We start from the raw sequence: 22,662 nt of genomic DNA, 5'->3' as shown, positions 1-22,662 counted from the left end.
TCAGGTCAAACAGGTTGCCCAATACGCGCAACACTTTCCACAGCGGACGCGAATCGCCGAAGCCTTGTACCACGCCGTGGAAAGATTGCAGACGGCCTTCCATATTGATGAAGCTGCCTGATGTTTCAGTAAACGGCGCAATCGGCAACAATACGTCGCACACGTCCAGCAGCGTTTCGCTGACAAACGGGGTAAACGCCATCACGCTTTTCGCCTGTTTCAACGCGGCCACGGCTTTTGCACCGTCAACCGTATCGATTTCAGGCTCGACGTTGAGCAGCAAGACTGCCTGTTTCGGCGCGTTTGCCATTTCGGCAACGCTCTCGCCCGAGTTCACGCCCAAGACATCCGCACCGACGCTGTTAGCAGCCTGCGGCAGAATGCCCAGCACCGCGCCGGTCGCGTCTGCCAGCTCTTGCGCGGCGGCATAAATGGCGGCGTAATCGGGATGGTTTTGCACTTCCGCGCCCAAAATCACCGCTGCTTTTTCAGCGTTTTTCAGGCTGGTGGTAACGGCGTGTTCCGCATTGGCAGACAGGTTTTTCAGACGGCCTGCCCACTCGTCGGGATGTGCGGCTTCTTGAGACAGAAGCGGCATAAACAATTCTTCTTTACTGCTGGCCAATACGCTCAAGGCCATACGGTCTTTGGCGGCGCGGCGCAGGCGGGCGGTCAGGAGCGGCTGTTCTTTGCGCAAGTTCGCACCAACTACCAATACGGCATCGTTGTCAGCCAAAGATTCGATGCTTTGTCCCAACCATTGCGCACCTTTAAGGCCGTCTGAAAGACGTTTGTCTTGTTGACACAAACGGGTGGCAAAGTTTTTAACGCCCAAGCCGTCGGCAAGTTTTTTGGCCAGATACAACTCTTCAACCGTATTCATCGGATTCGCCCAAATGCCGACTTGGTTTTGGTTGCCGTCTTTGGCGATACATTCAATCGCGCTGCGGACATATTCCAACGCGGTTTTCCAATCCACGTCCATCCACTCGCCGCCCTGTTTGATTTTCGGGTTTTTCAGACGGCTTTCGTGATACAGGCCTTCGTAGGCGAAACGGTCGCGGTCGGACAGCCAGCATTCGTTGATGGCTTCGTTTTCCAATGGCAACACGCGGCGGACGGTATGGTCTTTGGTTTGTACAATCAGGTTGCTGCCCAAAGCGTCATGGGCAGAAACGGATTTGCGGCGGTTCAATTCCCAAGTACGCGCGTTAAAGCGGAACGGTTTGCTGGTCAATGCACCGACAGGACACAAATCGATGACGTTGCCTGACAATTCAGTTTCCACTGCTTTGCCGATAAAAGGCATGATCTCGGAATGTTCGCCGCGATTGGCCATAGCGATTTCTTGCACGCCGGCGATTTCTTCGGTGAAACGCACGCAACGGGTACAGTGGATACAACGGCTCATTTCCTCGGCGGAAATCAAAGGACCCATGTCTTTGCCGACGACAGAACGTTTTTCTTCGGTATAACGGCTGGTGGTTTTGCCGTAGCCCATCGCCAAATCCTGCAACTGACATTCACCGCCTTGGTCGCAGGTCGGACAATCAAGCGGATGGTTGATGAGCAGGAACTCCATCACGCCTTCTTGCGCCTCTCGGGCTTTTGCCGAATGCGTACGCACAATCATGCCGTCTGTAACCGGCGTGGCACAGGCGGGCAGGGGTTTGGGGGCTTTTTCCACATCCACCAAACACATACGGCAGTTGGCGGCGATGGAAAGTTTTTTGTGGTAACAGAAATGCGGGATATAAGTACCGAGCTTGTGCGCGGCTTCAATCACCGTCGCGCCCTGCTCCACAGATACCTGTTTGCCGTCGATTTCGATTTGTAACATGGTTCGTTCCTAGTTACGGGTATTTAATAAATAATTCTTTTAGAGGCCGTCTGAAAACTTAGCACCACTTATTCGGTTTCATCGGTCCGCCGTGTTCGATGTAATGCACAAACTCATCACGGAAATGCTTGGTAAAGCTGCGAACAGGGAAGACGGCGGCATCGGCGAGGGCGCAGATGGTGCGGCCTGCCATTTGGTTGCCGACAGAATCTAACAGATCCAAGTCTTCCATGCGGCCTTTGCCTTCTACGATGCGGTGTACGATGCGGTAGAGCCAGCCCGTACCTTCTCGGCAAGGCGTACATTGGCCGCAAGACTCGTCGTAGTAAAAGTAGCTCAGGCGCTCAAGGGCTTTGACCATGCACACGTCTTCGTCCATGACGATAATCGCGCCGGAACCCAGCATCGAGCCTGCTTTGGAAATCGAGTCATAGTCCATATTGGTCTGCATCATGATATCGGCAGGCAACACGGGCGCGGACGAACCGCCGGGAATAACGGCTTTGAGTTTTTTACCGCCGCGCATACCGCCTGCCATTTTCAGAATTTCGGCAAACGGCGTACCCAATGGCACTTCATAGTTGCCCGGACGTTCGACGTGGCCGGAAATACAGAACAATTTGGTACCGCCTGCATTCGGAATACCTTTGTCGGCAAACGCCTGTCCGCCGTCACGGATAATGAATGGGACAGAGGAGAACGTTTCGGTATTGTTGATGGTGGTCGGTTTGCCGTACAGGCCGAACGAAGCAGGGAACGGCGGTTTGAAGCGCGGCTGGCCTTTTTTGCCTTCCAGCGATTCGAGCAATGCGGTTTCTTCGCCGCAAATATATGCGCCGTAGCCGTGGTGGGCGAAGAGTTCGAATTCGAAGTCCGAACCCAAAATATTTTTACCCAAAAAGCCCGCGGCGCGCGCTTGGGCGAGTGCAGCCTCAAAGCGTTGATAACCTTCGAAAATTTCGCCGTGGATATAGTTGTAGCCCGCTTTCGCACCCATCGCGTAACCGGCAATAATCATGCCTTCAATCAGGGCATGGGGATTGAACATGATGATGTCGCGGTCTTTAAATGTACCCGGCTCGCCTTCGTCGGTGTTGCAGACGACGTATTTTTCGCCCGGGAAGGAACGGGGCATAAAGCTCCATTTCAAACCGGTCGGGAAGCCCGCACCGCCACGACCGCGCAAGCCGGAGGCTTTGACCTCGTCAATCACATCGCTTTGCGAGATGTTTTCGGACAGGATTTTACGCAGGGCGGTATAACCGCCACGTTTGACGTATTCGTCCAATGTCCAGCAATCGGGATTGGCGGTATCCACTTGGTCAAAAATCACGCCTGATTGGTAAATAGCCATTTTTGGTTTTGCCTAACTTAACTTTTAGGGTTTCTTTTTTATTTTCAGGTAACCGGAAAATTTATTTAGCGTACACGCTTATAATCATCCAATTTGATAATGCCATTTTTTTCTACAACTTTTACATCAGTAACGCCTTTGTGCCCCATGTCTCGATAACTCACACGGTACCAACCTTTATTTTTAATAATAGGCTGGATATTAGATAAAATACTCGTGCCGTCACCATCTTGCGCTTCTGTCCGTAGCTCCCAAGTGCCATAACAAGGAGCATCTTCACAATCATATTCAGCACTATAAGCACGTTCTAATTTTTTCAAAAAGCGAGATGTCCCGAAACGTTGCGCATCGACACCTAATTCTTCGTTACCAAAAACATACCGCTTATAAAATTGAGAAATAATTTCGTTGGCTTCACTATCTGTAAAATCTGCAAACACGTAATTGGTTGTAGCAACAAATAATGAAATAGCTAAAATAACTTTTCTCATAATTTAAAGCCTTCCTTATCGAAAAGTTTCAGACGGCCTTTTATTTCAGTTCGGCAAGTTTCTTGTCAATTGCTTCTTCGGTCATAAAGCTGCACATGCTGTGGTTGTTGACCAGCATGACCGGTGCATCGCCACATGCGCCCATGCATTCGCCTTCGACAAGGGTAAATTTACCGTCGGGCGTGGTTTCACCGTAGCCGATACCGAGTTTTTTCTTCAGGTATTCGCCGGTATCCATACCGCCGCGCAGGGCGCAAGGCAGGTTGGTACAAACGGTTAATTTGTATTTGCCGACAGGCTCAAGGTTGTACATATTGTAGAAAGTAGCGACTTCGTAGGCTTGTGCAGGCGAGATGCCGATATAGTCTGCGACAAAGGCGATGGTCTCGGGAGCGAGCCAGCCTTTTTCGGTTTGGGCGATACGCAATGCACCCATAATCGCGGAGCGACGTTGGTCGGCAGGATATTTTGCCAACTCGATGTCAATTTGTTTTAAAGATTCTGCGGATAACATTATCGGTCAACCTCCCCGAATACGATGTCCTGCGTACCGATGATAGCAACAACGTCGGCCAGCATGTGGCCTTTTGCCATTTCGTCCATGCCTTGTAGGTGGGCGAAGCCGGGTGCGCGGATTTTCAGGCGGTAGGGTTTGTTTGCGCCGTCTGAAATGATGTAAACGCCGAACTCGCCTTTCGGATGTTCGACAGCGGTGTAGGTCTCGCCCTCGGGAACGTGCATACCCTCGGTAAAGAGTTTGAAATGATGAATCAGGTCTTCCATACCTGTTTTCATTTCGGTACGTTTGGGCGGAGCGAATTTGTGGTTTGTGGTAATGACCGGACCCGGATTGACACGCAACCACTCGGAACATTGTTTGATGATGCGTACGGATTGGCGCATTTCTTCCATACGGCAGAGGTAACGGTCGTAGCAGTCGCCGTTGACGCCGACAGGGATGTCGAAATCCATTTTGTCGTACACGTCGTAAGGCTGTTTCTTACGCACGTCCCATTCCACGCCCGAACCGCGCAACATGACGCCGGTAAAGCCTTTTTGCATGGCGCGCTCAGGAGAGACGACGCCGATGCCGACGGTACGCTGTTTCCAAATGCGGTTGTCGGTCAGGAGGGTTTCGAGTGTATCGATGTTTTTTGGGAAACGTTCGCAGAAGGCGTCGATAAAGTCGAGCATGGTGCCTTCACGGGATTCGTTGAGCTGCTTCAATACTTTGGCGTTGCGGAATTTGCTGCTCTCGTATTTGGGCATGAAGTCGGGCAGGTCGCGGTAAACGCCGCCGGGACGGAAGTAGGCTGCGTGCATACGTGCGCCGGACACGGCTTCGTACAAGTCCATCAGCTCTTCGCGATCGCGGAAGGCGTAGAGAATGGCGGTCATCGCACCAATGTCGAATGCGTGCGAACCGATGCCCATCAAGTGATTGAGGATGCGCGTTACTTCGGCAAACATCACGCGAATATACTGGGCGCGGATAGGTACATCGATACCGGCAAGTTTTTCTACCGCCAAGCAATACGCCTGCTCGTTGACCATCATGGAAACGTAGTCCAGACGATCCATATAGGGCAAGGCTTGCAGATAGGTTTTGGTTTCAGCCAGTTTTTCAGTACCGCGGTGCAGGAGGCCGATATGCGGGTCGGCGCGGACGATGGTTTCGCCCTCCAACTCCAAAATCATACGCAATACGCCGTGCGCCGCAGGGTGTTGCGGGCCGAAGTTGATGGTGTAGTTTCTTAATTTATTGGCCACCGTAGTTCTCCTCACGGACGATACGCGGCGTGATCTCGCGCGGCTCAATGGTAACAGGTTGGTAAATCACGCGTTTTTGCTCTTCGTCGTAACGCATTTCCACATAGCCGGAAATCGGGAAGTCTTTGCGGAACGGATGTCCGACAAAGCCGTAATCGGTCAGGATGCGGCGCAAGTCTGGGTGATTGTTGAACATGATGCCGTACATATCGAAGGCTTCGCGTTCGTACCAATCCGCGCTGTTGTAAATATCGACTACGGATTCGACTACAGGGAAGTCGTCGTCTGAAACCCAGACGCGTACGCGGATGCGTTGATTGTTTTTAACGGAAAGCAGCTGACTGACGACGGCAAAGCGTTTGCCCTGCCATACTTCGTTTTTGTAAGTGCTGTAATCGACACCGCACAAGTCAACCAGAAGCTCGAAATGCAACTCTTCATGGTCGCGCAATGCGGTCATGACTGAAATATAGTGTTCGGGCAGACACTCGACGGTAATCTCGCCCAAAGCTGAAATGACTTTGCTTGCCTGATCGCCAAGCACGCCGACGACGGTCTCGTATAAGTTTTGAATGCTTGCCATATCGTCCTCTCCTTACTCATCACGCGCGATGGTGGAAGTGCGCTTGATTTTTTGCTGGAGCTGAATCAGGCCGTAAATCAGGGCTTCCGCAGTCGGCGGACAACCCGGCACATAAACGTCTACCGGCACGACGCGGTCGGCACCGCGCACAACGGAATAAGAATAGTGGTAATAGCCGCCGCCGTTGGCACACGAGCCCATAGACAATACCCAGCGCGGCTCGGCAAGCTGGTCGTACACGCGGCGCAGTGCAGGCGCCATTTTGTTGGTGAGCGTACCCGCCACAATCATCAGGTCGGCCTGACGTGGGGACGGACGGAAAATGATACCGAAACGGTCAAGGTCATAACGCGCCATACCTGCGTGCATCATTTCCACGGCGCAACAGGCCAAACCGAAAGTAACCGGCCACAGCGAACCGGTACGCATATAGTTCAGCACCGTATCCGCGCTGGTGGTGATGAAACCTTTTTTCAAAACGCCTTCTATTCCCATTCCAGCGCACCTTTTTTCCATTCGTAAACAAAGCCTACCGTCAAAACGACGATAAACACCAGCATAGACCAGAAGCCGTATGTACCCAATTCTTTAAATACCACTGCCCACGGCAGCATAAACGCAACCTCCAAATCGAAGAGGATAAAGAGGATGGCGACGAGGTAATAACGTACGTCGAATTTCATCCTTGCGTTTTCAAAGGCTTCGAAACCGCATTCGTAAGGCGCATCTTTCTCGGCGTAGTGGTGTTTCGGACCCAAAATCGTGCCGAGCAGGATAAACAGCACACCGGCCGCAAGGCCGACGAGGATGAATACGAGGACGGGAAAATAACTGGCCAACATGGTCGTACCTAACTGGTTGACAGACAAATCTTAAAAATAGATTACCATTTTATCGAATTTCAAAAGCCATTTAAAGGTAAATATCAGCAAATCAGCAAAAAAACCTCAATAAATTCAATAAAGTTATGAGAACAATTCTTATTTGTATTTAATATTTCCAAATTTTAATTTCGGTTTAATCATGTATCATTTAATTTGAATTTTCCGCCTATCCGATTTATGCCCCGAATCTGCCCTCTTTCCAATTCCCAATCAAACATGAGGCCGTCTGAAATAGATTATTTTCAGACGGCCTGTATTTACATCACATTCACTTAAAAGTCCGCGCCGTATTCCTGTCCGTTTTCGGGGTTGGTACCCAACTGGCTGGTGATACATGTTTCTTTTTTATTGAAGTTCTTTTTGTTTGCCGCCTTGGCCGCTTTCCGGTTGTGCGGCTGTTGCCGGACGGTTACCGGCAGGCGGTGCACAGAGCGGCGAAAACCGCGGCCTGGGTTTGCGTTTCGGTGTCGTTGCTGTTGGCGGCGTTGCGCTATTGGTTGGCCGTCTGAAAACATTCGGGCAGCCGCCGTCGGAATGAACGGCAGGCTGCCCGAATGTTTTCGCAATCTTTTCAGACGGCTTTTCGGTTTATTTTACCCGTTTGGCGTGGCGGAAAAATTCGTCGGGCGCGGTGGTGCTGCGCAGGGCGTTGTTTTTGTCGAGTTGGATGAAGGATTCCATACCGTCACTGCAACTGAGTGCCACGTCGATGCGCAGGTATTTTTTATTGGGGCGGATGGTTTTCAGCACCGCGTTCATTTCGCTACCGTATGCTTTATTGTCCGAGTCTTCGATTTCGATGCTTTCGCGGATGCTTTTGGCCAGTTCTTTGCCGCTTATCCAAGAGCTTTCATGCACATAACCTTTGCTTTTTTGGCTACACTCGGCGGATACATGGGCAAATTCTTTAAAGCCGTTTTTGTTGATGACGAAGTTTCCGCCGTCCGCATCGTGCCAGGTGCCGAAGCTTTGCGGATGCGGATTGACGTCGGCGGCTTGCGCGGTGGCAACGGCCAGGCTTAGCAGCAGAGGGATTGTTTTCAAGAGTTTCATGGCGGTACTTTCTTTCGATTGAGGTGGAGGGTAAAACAGGCCGGGTTTTAGACGGCCTGTTTTGCTGTCGGCGTGCGCCAGCCGCCGTCATAGTGGCTGAGGAATTCGGCAAAATAGAAAAATCAATCGACACCTTTGAGCATGCGGTTCAATACCGGGGCGAGTACCAACAGAATACCGCAGGTTACCGCGCCGATGGTGGCCAGCATCCAGTAGAAGTCCAATGGCGACTGAGCATTGTAGTAGTCTTTAAACAACACTCCGCCCAAAGTAAAGCCGATGGACAATGCCAAGAAATTCAAAGCAACCATTTGTGTTTTAAACATGCTCGGTGCGATTTTGGTAGAAAACGACAGCGAAATCGGCGACAGCATCAGCTCGCCTATCGTAATCGCCAGCAACACCAGCATAAACACGATAATCGGCATCGGGGTTTCGGATGAAATATACGGAATAAAACTCAAATAAGAGACGCCGGTTACCAACATGGCCAGTGCAAACTTCAACGGCGTTTTAGGTTGGCGTTTGCCCATTTTCGTCCACACCGCCGCCATCACGCCGGAAAAGAGGACCACCCACATGGCCTGTATCGAATCTTTCCATGAAACAGGCACGGTAAAGCCGAAGAAAGTACGGTCCACCGTTTCATCAAAATAGACCGTCGCAACGGTGTACACCTGAAACCAAACCGCCCAGAACATACAAATGGTCAAAAATAGCGGAATATAGGCCACAATATAGCGTTTATTGGCCGCTTCAACGTGGCTGCTGCCCAACAGGCGCGCGAAATAAGCGACGACGGTAACGATAACCACGCCCAAGAGCCAGCGGGAGAAGTTTTCAAGGGTGAGTGCGCCGGAAGCAATCACGCTGCCCAACACCAAAACCAGCAACACGCCGACAGCCATGGCGGTCTGCACCTTTTCAGGGCGCAACGGATTGGGAACCGGCGTATGCGGCAGGTTTTTACGGCCGCGCGAATACCACAGCAGGCCGAATGCCATGCCGACGGCCGCCGCGCCGAAACCGTAATGGAAACCCATCCTGTCTTGCAAAATACCGGTCAACAACGGGCCTAAGAAGCCGCCGATATTGATAGAAATATAGAAAATAGAGAAACCGGCATCACGCAATTCGCGCAGGTCTTCCCGTTCATACAAAGAACCGACCATCGAACCGGCAGACGATTTCACGCCGCCGCTGCCCAGCGCGATAAACACCAAGCCCAGCAACAATCCCATCAAACCCGGCACGATCGCCAATAAAATATGGCCGGTCATCACGACGATGCCGGCGATAAACAGGGTACGCTCCGCACCCCAAATGCGGTCGGCCAACCACGCACCGAGAATGGTGGACAGGTAAACGCTGCCGCCGTACGCGCCGACAATGCCGCCGGCCAAGGCTTTATCCATACCCAAACCGCCTTGACTCGCGGTGTAATACAGATAAATCAGCAGGATGCCCTGCATACCGTAGAAGGAAAAACGCTCCCACAGCTCAATATGGAATAGGGTGGATAATTGCAAAGGATGGCCGAAGAAAGTTTTCTCGGCAGAAGACAGCTTTTGACCGGACATTTAATAAGTTCTCCTAATTATATTGGACAGGATCAGGCTTCAGACGGCCTATTGCACCTACCAATCATTTTTATAGAAACTATATATTACCGCCAATCTTTGCATTTGCAAAACATGTTTTAATATTTGCAAAATAATGTTTCTTTCAAACTGAAAAATGCCGTCTGAAATCTTTCAGACGGCATTTTATGTTTTACGGTTTATACGCCTTGTTTCAGGCTGGCTTCGATGAAGCCGTCCAAGTCGCCGTCCAATACGGCTTTGGTATTGCCGACTTCGTAGCCTGTGCGCAAATCTTTGATGCGTGAAGAGTCCAAGACGTACGAACGGATTTGGCTGCCCCAACCCACATCGGACTTGCCGTCTTCCAATGCCTGTTTCTCTTCGTTGCGTTTGCGCATTTCCAATTCGTACAGTTTGGATTTCAACATTTCCATCGCGGCCGCTTTGTTGGCGTGTTGCGAACGGTCGTTTTGGCACTGCACCACAATTCCCGTCGGCTCGTGGGTAATACGCACGGCGGAGTCGGTTTTGTTAATGTGCTGACCGCCGGCACCGGATGCGCGGTAAGTGTCGATACGCAAATCGGCGGGATTGATTTCGATTTCGATGGAATCGTCGATTTCGGGGTACACGAACACGGATGAAAAAGACGTATGGCGTTTGTTGTTGGAGTCAAACGGCGAATAGCGCACCAAGCGGTGAACGCCGGTTTCGGTACGCAGCAGGCCGTAGGCGTATTCGCCTTCCACGCGGATGGTGGCGCGGTTGATGCCCGCGATTTCGCCGTCATCTTCTTCAAGGATTTCGATTTTGAAGCCTTTGCGTTCGGCGTAGCGGCTGTACATGCGGAACAACATGCCCGCCCAGTCTTCGGCTTCGGTACCGCCCGCGCCTGCGGTGATGTCGATAAAGCAGTTGTTCGGGTCGGCAGGCTGGTTGAACATTCGTTTGAATTCGAGGTCGGCCATTTGTTTTTCCAAACCGGCCACATCTTCCTGCACGGCGGCGAAACCTTCTTCGTCGTTTTCTTCGACGGCCATTTCAATCAGCATGCGGTTGTCTTCGATGCCTGATGCGATGTTGTCGAGCGTCAACACGATGCCTTCGAGGATTTTGCGCTCTTTGCCGATTTCTTGGGCGCGTTTGGGGTCGTTCCAGAGTTCTGGGTCTTCGGAGAGGCCGATGACTTCTTCCAATCGGTCTTTCTTGCCTTGATAGTCCATGTAGACGCGGATGTCTTCGCTGCGCTTCTCCAAGTCGTTTAGGGTGTTGTTAAGCTGGTTGATTACTTCGGCTTCCATGATTCTTGTGTTCTTTCAAAATTTTAGGGGCGTATTGTAAGGGATTTGCCTGTTTTTTTCCATGACCGGGCCGTCTGAAAATGTGCAGTTTGGGTTTTCAGACGGCCTCGGTTTTGAATTTTTCCAACCAAAGCCGCCAGTCGTTGTCTATCGGCGCTTGTACGGTCATCCGGCTGCCGTCTTCTATGCTTTGAAAACTAAGGCTTCGCGCGTGCAACATCAGGCGTTGCGTGCCGATATGTTCGGCAACGGCATGGTTTTGGCGCAAATCGCCGTAGTTGGTGTCGCCGACGATGGGGTGGAAAATGTGTTTCATATGGCGGCGGAGTTGGTGTTTGCGGCCGGTGTACGGCGTGAGTTCGGCCCACGAATAACGCGAGGTCGGATAACGCAGCGCGGATTGGAACGGCAACTCGGTTTGCGCCAGACAGCGGTAGGCGGTTTGCGCTTCCTGCAATGTGGCTTCGGTCTGCGCTTCGGCGATTTTGTCGGGCATATATTTGAGGGCGTAATCAATCAGGCCGTCTGAAGGCAGATGACCGCGAACAATCGCCCAATAAATTTTTTTGATGGTTTTGTTTTCAAACTGCTGCGTCAATAATCGTGCGGCTTCCGTATCAAGGGCAAACAGCAAGACGCCGGAAGTCGGGCGGTCGAGGCGGTGGACGGGATAGACGTGCTGCCCGATTTGGTCGCGCAGGGTCTGCACGGCAAAACGGGTTTCGTGTTTGTCTAACCAGCTTCGGTGCACCAGCATTCCGGCAGGTTTGTTGACGGCGATAGTGCGGCTGTCACGGTGGATAATATCTAGCATGGCGGAGCAGTTGAATAAAAGCAGATATTGTAACGGGCTTTTGAAAATGTGGCAGGCACACTTGCCGCCGAAACCCAACTTTCAGACGGCCCGCCCCTTTCGGGTTACAATACTGCACATAAAAACACGAAGGAAAAGCCGTGAGCCTGCTCAAAAAACTGCCCAAACCCATGCTGCCCGATGAAACCCGCCGCGATATTCAGGCGCGCGAGTCGTATCATGTATTGAAGATTATTTCCGAATTTGTCGAAGCCGGCGAAGAATTGCGCGCCATTCAGCCAGCTGTCAGCATTTACGGCAGCGCGCGCACGCCCGAAAACCATCCCGACTACGCGTTCACATTGCGCTTGGCGCGCAAACTGTCGGATGCCGGATTTTCCGTCATTTCCGGCGGCGGGCCGGGCATTATGGAAGCGGCCAACAAAGGCGCGTTTGCAGGCGCAAGTCCGGCGGTGGGGCTGAATATCGTGTTGCCGCACGAGCAAAAAGCCAATCCGTATCAGGATTTGTCGATTAAATTCCAACACTTCTTCCCGCGCAAAGTCATGTTCGTCAAACACGCCGTAGCGTATGTCGTTATGCCCGGCGGTTTCGGCACGTTGGACGAATTGTTTGAAAGCCTGACCTTGGTGCAAACCGGCAAAACGCCCGACCGCCCGATTATCTTAGTGGGCAAAGCATTTTGGGCAGGGCTGTTGGACTGGATACGCGAGCAGTTGCTGGGCAGAAACCTGATTTTGGAAGAGGATTTAAACCTGATCCGCGTCATCGACGACGAAGACGAAATCATCGAAGAAATCTTCGCCCATTACGAAAACCGCTTGGAAGACTTGTCCGAACACCAAAATGCTTGGTCGCTGGGGCTGTAAAAAACTAAGGTTTCAACTGAAAAAGGGCGGTTATCCACCTGCCCTTTGCTTCATGAATAAAGGCCGTCTGAAAATGTTTTCAGACGGCCTTTTATCTTCTTTCAAATCGTTTAATTGTTTTCCCACTCGACATGCTCACTCAAGAAGCCGCCGCTTTGGTGCGCCCAAAGTTTGGCGTACAGGCCTTGTTTCCCGAGCAACTCGGTGTGGCTGCCTTCTTCGATGATGCGGCCTTTGTCCAAGACGATGAGGCGGTCCATCGCGGCGATGGTGGAGAGGCGGTGGGCGATGGCAATCACGGTTTTGCCTTCCATCATTTTGTCGAGGCTTTCTTGGATGGCGGCTTCGACTTCGGAGTCAAGCGCGCTGGTGGCTTCGTCAAGCAACAGAATCGGCGCGTCTTTGAGCATAACGCGGGCGATGGCGATGCGTTGGCGCTGGCCGCCGGAAAGTTTCACGCCGCGTTCGCCAACGTGCGCATCATAGCCGCGTCGGCCTTTGGCATCGCTTAAGTTTGGAATAAAACCGGCGGCCTCGGCGCGTTCCGCGGCGGAAATCATCTCGGCTTCGGTTGCATCGGGACGGCCGTAGATAATGTTGTCACGGACGGAGCGGTGCAAGAGGGAGGTATCTTGCGTCACCAAACCGATTTGGGCGCGCAGACTTTCTTGGGTAACGCTGTCCACGTTTTGGCCGTCGATCGAAATCGTACCGCTTTGCGGTTCGTAAAAACGCAGGAGCAGGTTGACGATGGTGGATTTACCCGCGCCGCTGCGGCCGATCAAGCCGACTTTTTCACCGGGTTTGATGTTCAGATTAAAGCCGTTAAGAAGCGGTTTGCCTGCTTCGTAGGAGAAATCGACGTGATCAAACTTGATTTCGCCCCGGGTGACTTTAAGCGGCAGGGCTTGCGGCTTGTCGAGGATGGTGTGGGGTTTGGACAGGGTGGCCATGCCGTCATTGACGGTACCGATGTTTTCAAACAATCGGGCGGATTCCCACATGATGTATTGCGACAAACCGTTCACACGCAATGCCATGGCCGTGGCCGTAGCTACCGCACCCACGCCGACTTGGCCGTGATACCAAAGCCAAATGCCCAAGGCGGTCGTGCCGACGGTCAGCGAGCTGTTGACGATAAAGCTGCAGGTGTGCAGCAGCGTTGCCAAACGCATTTGGGCATGGACGGTTACCATAAACTCTTCCATCGACTGCTTGGCATAAGCGGCCTCGCGTGCGCCGTGGGAGAAGAGTTTGACGGTGGCGATATTGGAATAGGCGTCGGTAATGCGGCCGGTCATCAGCGAGCGCGCATCGGCTTGGCGTGCAGCGGTTTTGCCGAGTTTGGGAATCAGGAAGCGCATAATCATGGCGAATCCAATCATCCAGCAGATAAACGGCAAAATAAGCCATACATCAAATGAGGACAGAATCACACCGGAAGTGATGAAGTACACCAGCACATACACAACCATATCGGCGACGGTCATCACGACATCGCGCAGCGCCAGCGCGGTCTGCATGACTTTGGCGGACACACGTCCTGCAAATTCATCCTGATAAAAGCCTAGGCTTTGTCCCAACATCAGGCGGTGGAAATTCCAGCGCAGGCGCATGGGGAACACGCCTTGCAGGGTTTGCAGGCGTACATTGGAAGCGAAAAAGGTCCAAACGGCAAAAAATGCCACCATGGCCATCATGCCGATTAATGCATGGCCTTTTTCAACAAAAAGCGTTTGCGGCGTATAAGCGCCGAGCCAGTCGACTACCTTGCCCATAAATTGAAACATCAAGGCTTCCATGATGCCGACGCCGACCGTAAACACGGCCAACACGGCGATCCATTTACGCACGCCTTCAATATTGCTCCAAATAAACCGCCACAACCCTTTTTCCGGCGTTTTCGGAGCAGCTTCTGGATAAGGGTCGATGCGGGACTCGAACCATGAGAATATTTTTTTAATCATTGTTTTTGCAAATGTGATAAGACAGTCAGACCGTCTGAAAAGAGGTGTTCAAATACATTCAAGACTGTATTTTACGGGAAAAATCCAACTGATGACAGCGGATACCGTTAGTCCGACCAAACCAATCTAGCGGCTTGACTATCTAAAAATCCCTTTTCCTTTACCCAAAGCAAAGGCCGTCTGAAACTTTTCAGACGGCCTTTGCTGGATTTAGGTTAACCCTAAAATCACTCTTTACGTTGACGACCCAAATCGGCAGCGGCAGTAAACAAAACGTCGGTGGAAGAGTTCAACGCAGTTTCTGCAGAGTCTTGAATCACGCCTATAATGAAGCCGACAGCAACCACCTGCATGGCCACATCGTTATCGATACCGAACAGGCTGCACGCCAAAGGAATCAGCAGCAACGAGCCGCCGGCCACACCGGATGCACCGCACGCGCTGACGGTGGCCACCAGGCTCAACAGCAGGGCAGTGGCGAAGTCAACTGTAATGCCTTGCGTGTGCGCCGCAGCCATCGCCAAAACGGTAATGGTGATTGCCGCACCGGCCATATTGATGGTTGCACCCAATGGAATGGAGATAGAGTAAGTGTCTTCGTGCAGGCCCAGTTTTTTCGCCAATGCCATGTTCACAGGGATATTGGCGGCGGAAGAACGAGTAAAGAAGGCATACACGCCGCTTTCGCGCAGGCAGGTAAACACCAGCGGGAAAGGATTGCTGCGGATTTGCGTCCACACAATAATCGGGTTGACCACCAACGCAATAAACAGCATACAGCCGAGCAATACGGCCAACAGCTGCATATAGCCGGCAAGCGCTTCAAAACCGGTTTCCGCAATGGTAGAGGACACCAAGCCGAAAATACCCAGTGGCGCAAAACGGATAATCCATTTCACAACGGTCGAAACGGTATCGGCCAAATCGGCCGCCACTTGGCGGGTCGTATCTGAACCGTGATGGCGCAAAGCCGCACCCAATATCAGGGCCCAAGCCAAAATGCCGATATAGTTGGCATTGGCCAGCGCGTTAATCGGGTTGGCCACCAAATTCATCAGCAACGTTTTCAACACTTCGATAATACCGGAAGGCGGCGCAACGGAGACATCACCGGCCGTACGCAGAATCAGCGTGGTCGGGAATGCCATACTGGCAATGACTGCCACCACAGCCGCGGCAAACGTACCGAAAATATACAAAATTAAAATCGGTTTGATGTAGGCCTGATTGCCTTTTTGGTGTTGCGCAATGGCGGCAGTCACCAAAACAAATACCAAAATCGGCGCGATAGCCTTAAGCGCACCGACAAACAGGCTGCCCAGCAGTCCTGCGCTGATACCGACTTGCGGCGAAAATGCACCTACAAGAATACCTAAAACCAAGCCGATGGCAATTTGTGCCACCAGGCTGACGCTGTTGATCGCGTTCAAAAGCGGATTGCCACTTGCCATATCCGTTCCTTCAATTTAAAGATATGTTAAAAAAGTCTTACATTCTAAAATAAAAAATCATTTGTCGGCGAGGTTTTCATGCACACCTCACAAAAACGGCATTAAAGTTTAGAATTTATGACACAGTTAGCACTTTATGCCAAAAATACAGTAAAACTCACTCAAACCCTAATTTAAAGCATACCCATACCATTGCCTTATCCCTCTGTATCTTGATTTCAGACGGCCTGAAATCTACGCCATAAGGCCGAATACAAAGGCAACTTCATCAGTCAAAATACAAAAACATAAGTATTACAATCGTATAGAAATAAACCAAAATCTTCCCTTAAGTCGCATTTGGCAACATTATCGCGCTAAATTTCCGTTTATAACCATAGCCTGAAACCTTGCAGAAATAATGTTAAAATCCACAGACTGAAGAATTGTCGCTGTCGAACACACATCATGACCAAACTGACCTACCCTGTTTTATTCGCATCTTTGGCGCTCGCCTACGGACACGCGTTGGCAGTAGATACTTCCGTTCCCAAAGCGGAAGACTACGAGGCCGTCCCCGAATCCGAAATGCCCAAGCAGCCCAAAGACGACCAAACAGGCAAACTCAAGCCCAAATTCCCCGTCAAAATCGACACCCAAGACAGCGAAGTCAAAGAAATGCTTGAAGAATACCTGCCGCTGATTACCCAGCAGCAGGACGAAGAGCTGGACAAAGAGCAGGTCGGCTTCCTCGCCGAAGAGGCACCCGACAACGTCAAAACCATGCTCCGGACCAAAGGCTACTTTAACAGCAACGTTAATATTCAAGATCACGGCGAAAGCTACACCGTCAACGTTACCCCCGGCCCGCGCACCAAAATCGACAACGTCAGCGTGGCCATCCTCGGCGACGTATTGAATGACGAAAACCTGGCCGAGTACTACCAAAATGCGATGGAAAACTGGCAGCAGCCCATTGGCGAAAACTTCGACCAAGATGGCTGGAATGCGAGTAAAACCTCCGTCCTCAGCGCAGTAACGCGCAAAAAATACCCTTTGGCGAAACTCACCACCACCCAAGCCACCATCAATCCCAATACCCAGAAGGCCGACTTAAACGTCATCGTGGAGAGCAACCGCCCGATTTACTTCGGCGAGTTCCAAATCACCGGCACGCGCCGCTACCCTGAAAGCGTGGTTTCCGGCATGGCGCGCTTCCAACCCGGTTCGCCTTACGACTTAGACAAAATCCTCGACCTGCAACAGGCGCTCGAGCAAAACGGCCACTATTCCGGCGCGTCCGTACAGGCCGACTTCGACCAACTGCAAGGCGACCGCGTCCCCGTCAAAATCAACGTGACCGAAGTCAAACGCCACAAACTGGAAACCGGTATCCGCTACGACTCCGAATACGGAATCGGCGGCCGCATCGCCTACGACTATTACAACCTCTTCAACAAAGGCTACATCGGTTCGGTCGTTTGGGACATGGACAAATACGAAACCACGCTGGCCGCCGGTATCAGCCAGCCGCGCAACAACCGTGGCAACTACTGGACAAGCAACGTTTCCTACAACCGCTCGACCACGCAAAACCTTGAAAAACGCGCCCTGTCCAGCGGCATTTGGTATGTCCGCGACCGCAACAATATCGATGCCCGCTTCGGCCTCGAATTCATTACCGAAGACCGCAAAGTCCCCAACACCAGCTACGATTTGGGCCGAAGCCATGCCACCATGCTGACCGCCTCATGGAAACGGCAAAGCATCGAAACCGAGCTGCACCCTCAAAACGGCTACTACCTCGACGGCAAAATCGGCACGACTTTGGGCAAACTCCTCTCCTCCACCCAAATGGCGCGCGCTACGGCACGCGCAGGCTATTTCTTCACGCCTGAAAACAAAAAAATCGGTACATTCATCGTACGCGGACAGGCCGGCTACGTTTATGCCCGCGAAGGCGAAGAAGTGCCTTCCAGCCTGATGTTCCGCACCGGCGGCGCGACTTCCGTACGCGGTTACGAACTCGACAGCATCGGTTTGGCCGGCCCCAACGGCTCCGTCCTGCCGCAACGCGCCTTGGTGGTCGGCAGCCTCGAATATCAATTCCCGGTTACCAAAAGCTTCTCCGGCGCCATCTTCCATGATGTCGGCGACGCGGCAAGCAACTTCAAACACATGACCTTAAAACACGGTACCGGCTTGGGTGTGCGCTGGTTCAGCCCGGTTGCGCCGTTCTCCTTCGACATCGCCTACGGCCACCACGACAAAAAAATCCGCTGGCACATCAGCTTGGGCACAAGGTTTTAACAAACATACACCATCCATTCTTTCAGACGGCATCAGCCATTCCAGGCCGTCTGAACAACAGACAAACAGAAAAATATCATGACCGATACTGCAAACACTTCCACGCCGTCTGAACAACAGCCCGCCCCGCCAAAGCGCAAAAAACGCCTGTTGCGCGGCTTTGTCCTGTCCGCCTTGGGCGTATTGACCGTTTCCGCCGGCGCGATCGGCTGGCTGGTCGGTACGGAATCGGGTTTGCGTTTCGGTTTGTACAAAATCCCGTCATGGTTCGGCGTCAAAATCTCCTCGAACACGCTGAAAGGCACGCTGATTGAAGGTTTTGAAGGCGACAAATGGTTGATTGAAACAGACGGTGCGGACATCAAAATCAGCAGCTTCCGTTTTGATTGGAAACCGTCCGAACTGTTCCGTCCGTCTTTGCATATTACCGAAGTCGTGGCCGGCGACATCGCCATCGTGACCAAGCGCACGCCGCCCAAAGAAGAAGAGCCGTCAAAAGGCCTGCCCGACAGCATAGACTTGCCCGTTACCGCCTATCTCGACCGTTTGGAAACCGGCAAAATCAGCGTGGGCAAGCGTTTTGACAAGCAGACCGTCTATCTCGACCATCTGCACGCGGCCTACCATTACGACAAAAAAGAACACCGCCTCCACATCAAAACCGCCGATACGCCCTGGAGCAGCTCGACAGGCGCGGTGGTGCTCGGTTTGAATAAACCCTACGTCCTCAATACCGCCATCTACACCAAAGGCCAGCTTGAGGGCGAAACCATACACGGCACGGTACGCCTGTGGGGCAGCCTGCAAGACGTGTACACCGACCTGCTGCTCGACGGCGACAACGTTCATTTGTCTGCCAAATCCACCATCCACCCATTCGCCGACAGCCTCAACGAAACCGTCGGCGAAATCCTGGTTAAAGGTTCGAACATCAATCCGCAGGCCTTCCTGCCCACCCTGCCCAAAGCACGTCTGAATTTCGACGCCACCACCATTCCGTCCTTTACAGACGGCGTTGCACTGGAAGGCTCGATAGACTTGGAAAACGACCAAGCCGGTTTTGCCGATGAAAACCATATCCCCGTCAAACGCATCCTCGGCGAATTCATCGTCGACGACAAAGGCACGGTCAAAATCGAAGACATCGGCGTCGGCCTGCTCAAAGACGGCAGCATTGACGTATCCGGCTCTATCAACACCGCCCAGGACCAGCTCAAACTCGCACTGGGCATCAACAATACCGGCGCAGACGACTTCGTCCGTCAAAACATCGCAGGCCGTCTGAACGGCAGCATCGACGTCAAAGGCGAAACCTCCTCCCCTGTCGTCAACTGGAATCTCGACAGCGGATTTGCGCGTACAGATGGCATGCTGTTTTTCCAAACCGACAAACAGCTCGGCCAGCGCACGCTCAAGCTCGACAAAGTTCGCCTGGTTCCGCAAAACGGCGGCGAACTCAATGCCAAAGGCTCGCTCGAACTCTTCAAAGACCGCAAACTGCAACTGGACATTGTCAGCAAAGCCTTCAACCCTGCGCGCATCGATCCGCAGCTTCCGCAAGGCAGCGTCAACGGCAACATCAACTTGACCGGCATACTGGCGCAAGAGAAATTCGCCGGCAAAATGCAGTTCGCACCGAGTACGCTCAACGGCGTTCCGCTCAGCGGCAAAGCCGACGTCGCCTATGAAAACAAACACCTCTCGCGCGCCCTGACCGACCTGACCCTCGGCAGCAACATCGTCAAAACCAACGGCAGCTTCGGTAAAAAAGGCGACCGCCTCAACCTCAACATTACCGCCCCCGATTTGTCGCGTTTCGGCTTCGGCTTGGGCGGCCTGCTCAACGCGCGCGGCTACATCTCAGGCAGTTTTTCAGACGGCCTCAAAACCCTTGAAGCCGATTTGAACGGCGAAGCGCGCAACTTCAAAGTCGCCGATGCCGTCAACATCCGCACCCTCGACTTCAAGCTCAAAGGCTCGCCCGACACCAACCGTCCGCTGAGTGCCGACATTAAAGGCGAACACATCGCCGTCTCCGGCGGCGCGGCCATGATCGACAACGTCAACCTGCTCATCAGCGGCACCGGTTCTCACCACCACATCCGCGGCAACAGCAACATGGCGGTGGACAACAAACGCTACAAACTCGACCTCGACGCCGCCGGCGGCCTCAACAAAGACCAAACCCAATGGAAAGGCACGGTCGACACGCTCGACATCAACGGCGCGTTCAACCTCAAACTGCAAAACCGCCTCAACCTCGAAGCCGGCAGCGAACGCGTCTCCCTCAGCAGCGCACGCTGGGCGGCCATGGGCGGCAGCCTCAACCTGCAAAATTTCGTTTGGGACAAAAAAGCCGGCATTACCAGCAAAGGCAGTGCGCAAAATCTGCACATTACCGAGTTGCACAACTTCTACACCCCGCCCATCGAACACAACCTCGTCTTGGGCGGCGACTGGGATTTGGCATACAGTCAAAACGCGCGCGGCTTCCTCAACATCAGCCGACAAAGCGGTGACATCATCCTGCTGGGCAAAGACCCGAAAAACAAACAGCCTTTGGGACTTTCCGCGCTCGCCCTGCGCACCCGTTTCCAAAACGGCCGCATCGACAGCACGCTGGAAGGCAACACCCGCTTCGGCAAAGTTGACGGCACGCTCGGCATCGCCCAGCAGTTCGGCAACAACATCAACAATGCCCCCGTCAGCGGCAAGGTTAATATCAGCGTTCCCGATTTGGGCTCGCTCAAATCCTTTATGCCGGCGACAGCCCAAGGCATTGCAGGCCGTCTGAACGCGACCGCCACCATCGGCGGCCGACTCGGTTCGCCTACCGTCAACAGCAACCTCGACCTCCAAACCAATTACGGCCGGGCCGACGGTACCGTCAACATCGGTCAGGGTACCAGCTTCGATACCGCCCCTCTGAGCGGCAAGCTCAACCTGAATGTTGCCAACCTCGAAGTCTTCCGCAACTTCCTGCCCGTCGGCCAAACCCTCAAAGGCCGTCTGAACGCCGCCGTCAACTTGGCAGGCCGTCTGAACGATCCGCAACTGAGCGGCCAGATTAACGGCGACAACCTCTATTACCGCCATCAAACCCAAGGCCTGATTCTCGACAACGGCGTATTGCGTTCGCGCCTGCAGGGTCAAAAATGGGTAATCGACAGCCTCAAATTCCACCGTGGCGGCACGATTGAGCTCAAAGGCGCGGTCAACCTTGCCAACGCCAACCCCGATGTCGACGTGGACATCGTCTTCGACAAATACCGCACCCTCTCGCGTCCAAACCGCCAACTGCAGCTCTCCGGCGCGGCCAAAGTCCTCTACAATCCGGAAAAAGGCGTATCGCTCAACGGCACGCTCAACACCGACTACGGCAGGTTTGGTTCGCAAAAATCCTCCATGCCGACCCTCGATGACGACGTGGTTGTACTGGGCGAAACCAAAAAAGAAGCAACGGCCACCACGCCGATTAATCTGAACCTTGTCTTGAACATCAACGACAATGTCCGCTTTGTCGGCTACGGCGCAGACGTTACCATCGGCGGCAAACTGACCATCACGTCCCGCCCCGGCGAAGCCGTCCAAGGCGTCGGTACCGTGCGCGTTGTCAAAGGCCGCTACAAAGCCTACGGCCAAGACCTTGACATCACCAAAGGCTCGGTTTCCTTTGTCGGCCCACTGACCGATCCGAACCTCAACATCCGTGCCGAACGCCGCCTCTCCCCGGTCGGCGCAGGTGTCGAAGTCCTCGGCAGCCTCAGCAATCCGCGCGTGACCTTGGTTGCCAAGGAAGCCATGAGTGAAAAAGACAAACTCTCCTGGCTCATCCTCAACCGTGCCAGCAGCGGCAGTGACGGCGACAACGCCACGCTCTCTGCGGCCGCCAGCGCATTGCTTGCCGGCCAAGTCAACGACCGCATCGGCCTTGTCGATGATTTGGGCTTTACCAGCAAACGCAGCCGCAACGCCCAAACCGGCGAGCTCAACCCTGCCGAACAAGTCCTGACCGTCGGCAAACAGCTCACCAACAACCTCTACGTAGGTTACGAATATGGCATCTCCAGCGCCGAACAATCCGTCAAACTCGTGTACCAACTGACCCGCGCCATCCAAGCCATTGCCCGCATCGGCACACGCTCATCCGGCGGCGAATTGAAATACACCATCCGCTTTGACAACTGGTTCGGCAAAGACGAACCCGAGCCGGAAGAACAACACTAAAAGCCGTGAAAAAGGCCGTCTGAAATTCATCTTTCAGACGGCCTTTATCTTGTTCTACCGTATTAGAATCTTTCTCCCATGCCTCAAAAGACAAAGGCCAACGGCGCAAGTTTGAAAATAAAGGCAACTAAAAAAGTGAGCGGCCAGCCACGGCTTATTCAAGATTAGCGATAAATCAAGCGGACA

General features: G+C 52.9%; 18 protein-coding genes. 4 read left to right on the top strand and 14 right to left on the bottom strand.

The genetic code is table 11. The annotated features are described in order from the left end of the window. From nuoG to ACTHUT_RS05190, 8 genes are all read right to left on the bottom strand, one after another. Nucleotides 1-1,840, bottom strand: a 1,840-nt coding sequence (gene nuoG / locus ACTHUT_RS05225) for an NADH-quinone oxidoreductase subunit NuoG (RefSeq protein WP_440418693.1), incomplete at its 3' end; no start/stop codon positions are given. A gap of 58 nt (nt 1,841-1,898) precedes the next feature. Beyond that, nucleotides 1,899-3,194 carry an NADH-quinone oxidoreductase subunit NuoF gene (gene nuoF / locus ACTHUT_RS05220; RefSeq protein ID WP_036492317.1) on the bottom strand — a complete coding sequence of 432 codons (1,296 nt, stop codon included), beginning with the start codon at nt 3,192-3,194 and terminating at the stop codon, nt 1,899-1,901. 65 nt (nt 3,195-3,259) lie between these two features. Further along, nucleotides 3,260-3,685 (bottom strand): hypothetical protein, encoded by a 426-nt coding sequence (locus ACTHUT_RS05215; RefSeq protein WP_440385896.1) that lies wholly within the window; start codon nt 3,683-3,685, stop codon nt 3,260-3,262. Between the two features lie 40 nt (nt 3,686-3,725). Further along, nucleotides 3,726-4,199 carry an NADH-quinone oxidoreductase subunit NuoE gene (gene nuoE, locus ACTHUT_RS05210; protein WP_440385895.1) on the bottom strand — a complete coding sequence of 158 codons (474 nt, stop codon included), beginning with the start codon at nt 4,197-4,199 and terminating at the stop codon, nt 3,726-3,728. Further along, nucleotides 4,199-5,455 carry an NADH dehydrogenase (quinone) subunit D gene (gene nuoD, locus ACTHUT_RS05205; protein ID WP_440385894.1) on the bottom strand — a complete coding sequence of 419 codons (1,257 nt, stop codon included), beginning with the start codon at nt 5,453-5,455 and terminating at the stop codon, nt 4,199-4,201. The genes nuoE and nuoD overlap by 1 nt, the downstream gene beginning before the upstream one ends. Beyond that, on the bottom strand, nt 5,445-6,038 hold the full coding sequence (locus ACTHUT_RS05200; protein ID WP_002216335.1) for an NADH-quinone oxidoreductase subunit C: 594 nt from the start codon (nt 6,036-6,038) through the stop codon (nt 5,445-5,447). Before ACTHUT_RS05200 ends, nuoD begins: the two co-directional genes overlap by 11 nt. A 12-nt stretch (nt 6,039-6,050) precedes the next feature. Then, nucleotides 6,051-6,533 carry a NuoB/complex I 20 kDa subunit family protein gene (locus ACTHUT_RS05195; protein WP_002215610.1) on the bottom strand — a complete coding sequence of 161 codons (483 nt, stop codon included), beginning with the start codon at nt 6,531-6,533 and terminating at the stop codon, nt 6,051-6,053. Further along, complete coding sequence (locus ACTHUT_RS05190) at nt 6,524-6,880, bottom strand: NADH-quinone oxidoreductase subunit A (RefSeq protein WP_003747867.1); 357 nt, start codon at nt 6,878-6,880, stop codon at nt 6,524-6,526. Before ACTHUT_RS05190 ends, ACTHUT_RS05195 begins: the two co-directional genes overlap by 10 nt. Before the next feature lie 431 nt (nt 6,881-7,311). Here ACTHUT_RS05190 and ACTHUT_RS05185 point away from each other — a divergent pair, with 431 nt between their 5' ends. Further along, on the top strand, nt 7,312-7,431 hold the full coding sequence (locus ACTHUT_RS05185; protein ID WP_440385893.1) for a protein MIGRI: 120 nt from the start codon (nt 7,312-7,314) through the stop codon (nt 7,429-7,431). 79 nt (nt 7,432-7,510) lie between these two features. On the opposite strand, the gene ACTHUT_RS05180 is transcribed toward ACTHUT_RS05185, so the two are convergent. The 4 genes from ACTHUT_RS05180 to truC all read right to left on the bottom strand — a co-directional run bounded on the left by ACTHUT_RS05180 (nt 7,511) and on the right by truC (nt 11,673). After that, nucleotides 7,511-7,975 carry a hypothetical protein gene (locus ACTHUT_RS05180; RefSeq protein ID WP_204789005.1) on the bottom strand — a complete coding sequence of 155 codons (465 nt, stop codon included), beginning with the start codon at nt 7,973-7,975 and terminating at the stop codon, nt 7,511-7,513. Nucleotides 7,976-8,097: 122 nt separating this feature from the next. Then, nucleotides 8,098-9,555, bottom strand: a complete 1,458-nt coding sequence (locus tag ACTHUT_RS05175) for an oligopeptide:H+ symporter (protein ID WP_049349256.1) — start codon at nt 9,553-9,555, stop codon at nt 8,098-8,100. 200 nt (nt 9,556-9,755) lie between these two features. Beyond that, a complete protein-coding gene (gene prfB / locus ACTHUT_RS05170; RefSeq protein ID WP_036492330.1) occupies nt 9,756-10,859 on the bottom strand; it encodes a peptide chain release factor 2 in 1,104 nt (367 codons plus the stop codon). 97 nt (nt 10,860-10,956) lie between these two features. Then, nucleotides 10,957-11,673 (bottom strand): tRNA pseudouridine(65) synthase TruC, encoded by a 717-nt coding sequence (gene truC / locus ACTHUT_RS05165; protein ID WP_440385892.1) that lies wholly within the window; start codon nt 11,671-11,673, stop codon nt 10,957-10,959. A gap of 140 nt (nt 11,674-11,813) precedes the next feature. Here truC and ACTHUT_RS05160 point away from each other — a divergent pair, with 140 nt between their 5' ends. Beyond that, entirely contained in the window at nt 11,814-12,542 is a 729-nt protein-coding gene (locus tag ACTHUT_RS05160; RefSeq protein ID WP_003747857.1) for a TIGR00730 family Rossman fold protein, read from the top strand. A gap of 110 nt (nt 12,543-12,652) precedes the next feature. Here ACTHUT_RS05160 and ACTHUT_RS05155 read toward each other — a convergent pair whose 3' ends face one another. Further along, the gene (locus ACTHUT_RS05155) at nt 12,653-14,509 is read right to left on the bottom strand and encodes an ABC transporter ATP-binding protein (protein ID WP_440385891.1); all 1,857 of its coding nucleotides are present in this window, start codon (nt 14,507-14,509) and stop codon (nt 12,653-12,655) included. A gap of 227 nt (nt 14,510-14,736) precedes the next feature. Continuing rightward, the gene (sstT, locus tag ACTHUT_RS05150; protein ID WP_440385890.1) at nt 14,737-15,960 is read right to left on the bottom strand and encodes a serine/threonine transporter SstT; all 1,224 of its coding nucleotides are present in this window, start codon (nt 15,958-15,960) and stop codon (nt 14,737-14,739) included. 447 nt (nt 15,961-16,407) lie between these two features. Here sstT and ACTHUT_RS05145 point away from each other — a divergent pair, with 447 nt between their 5' ends. Together ACTHUT_RS05145 and ACTHUT_RS05140 are read left to right on the top strand one after the other, a co-directional pair. Then, a complete protein-coding gene (locus ACTHUT_RS05145; protein ID WP_440385889.1) occupies nt 16,408-18,249 on the top strand; it encodes an autotransporter assembly complex protein TamA in 1,842 nt (613 codons plus the stop codon). 78 nt (nt 18,250-18,327) lie between these two features. After that, nucleotides 18,328-22,476 carry a translocation/assembly module TamB domain-containing protein gene (locus ACTHUT_RS05140; protein ID WP_440385888.1) on the top strand — a complete coding sequence of 1,383 codons (4,149 nt, stop codon included), beginning with the start codon at nt 18,328-18,330 and terminating at the stop codon, nt 22,474-22,476. Nucleotides 22,477-22,662 lie beyond the last annotated feature (186 nt).

This window comes from Neisseria sp. P0022.S010 (assembly GCF_051956635.1).
Note: the sequence above shows the minus strand (reverse complement) of the source record. Positions and strands in the feature narration are given on the sequence as shown.

Excerpts from the sequence above, each read along its gene's own strand:
- nuoF (WP_036492317.1), bottom strand. The coding sequence starts at position 3,194 with ATGGCTATTTACCAATCAGGCGTGATTTTTGACCAAGTGGATACCGCC.
- ACTHUT_RS05215 (WP_440385896.1), bottom strand. The coding sequence starts at position 3,685 with ATGAGAAAAGTTATTTTAGCTATTTCATTATTTGTTGCTACAACCAAT.
- nuoE (WP_440385895.1), bottom strand. The coding sequence starts at position 4,199 with ATGTTATCCGCAGAATCTTTAAAACAAATTGACATCGAGTTGGCAAAA.
- ACTHUT_RS05200 (WP_002216335.1), bottom strand. The coding sequence starts at position 6,038 with ATGGCAAGCATTCAAAACTTATACGAGACCGTCGTCGGCGTGCTTGGC.
- ACTHUT_RS05195 (WP_002215610.1), bottom strand. The coding sequence starts at position 6,533 with ATGGGAATAGAAGGCGTTTTGAAAAAAGGTTTCATCACCACCAGCGCG.
- ACTHUT_RS05190 (WP_003747867.1), bottom strand. The coding sequence starts at position 6,880 with ATGTTGGCCAGTTATTTTCCCGTCCTCGTATTCATCCTCGTCGGCCTT.
- ACTHUT_RS05180 (WP_204789005.1), bottom strand. The coding sequence starts at position 7,975 with ATGAAACTCTTGAAAACAATCCCTCTGCTGCTAAGCCTGGCCGTTGCC.
- ACTHUT_RS05175 (WP_049349256.1), bottom strand. The coding sequence starts at position 9,555 with ATGTCCGGTCAAAAGCTGTCTTCTGCCGAGAAAACTTTCTTCGGCCAT.
- prfB (WP_036492330.1), bottom strand. The coding sequence starts at position 10,859 with ATGGAAGCCGAAGTAATCAACCAGCTTAACAACACCCTAAACGACTTG.
- truC (WP_440385892.1), bottom strand. The coding sequence starts at position 11,673 with ATGCTAGATATTATCCACCGTGACAGCCGCACTATCGCCGTCAACAAA.
- ACTHUT_RS05155 (WP_440385891.1), bottom strand. The coding sequence starts at position 14,509 with ATGATTAAAAAAATATTCTCATGGTTCGAGTCCCGCATCGACCCTTAT.
- sstT (WP_440385890.1), bottom strand. The coding sequence starts at position 15,960 with ATGGCAAGTGGCAATCCGCTTTTGAACGCGATCAACAGCGTCAGCCTG.
- ACTHUT_RS05145 (WP_440385889.1), top strand. The coding sequence starts at position 16,408 with ATGACCAAACTGACCTACCCTGTTTTATTCGCATCTTTGGCGCTCGCC.
- ACTHUT_RS05140 (WP_440385888.1), top strand. The coding sequence starts at position 18,328 with ATGACCGATACTGCAAACACTTCCACGCCGTCTGAACAACAGCCCGCC.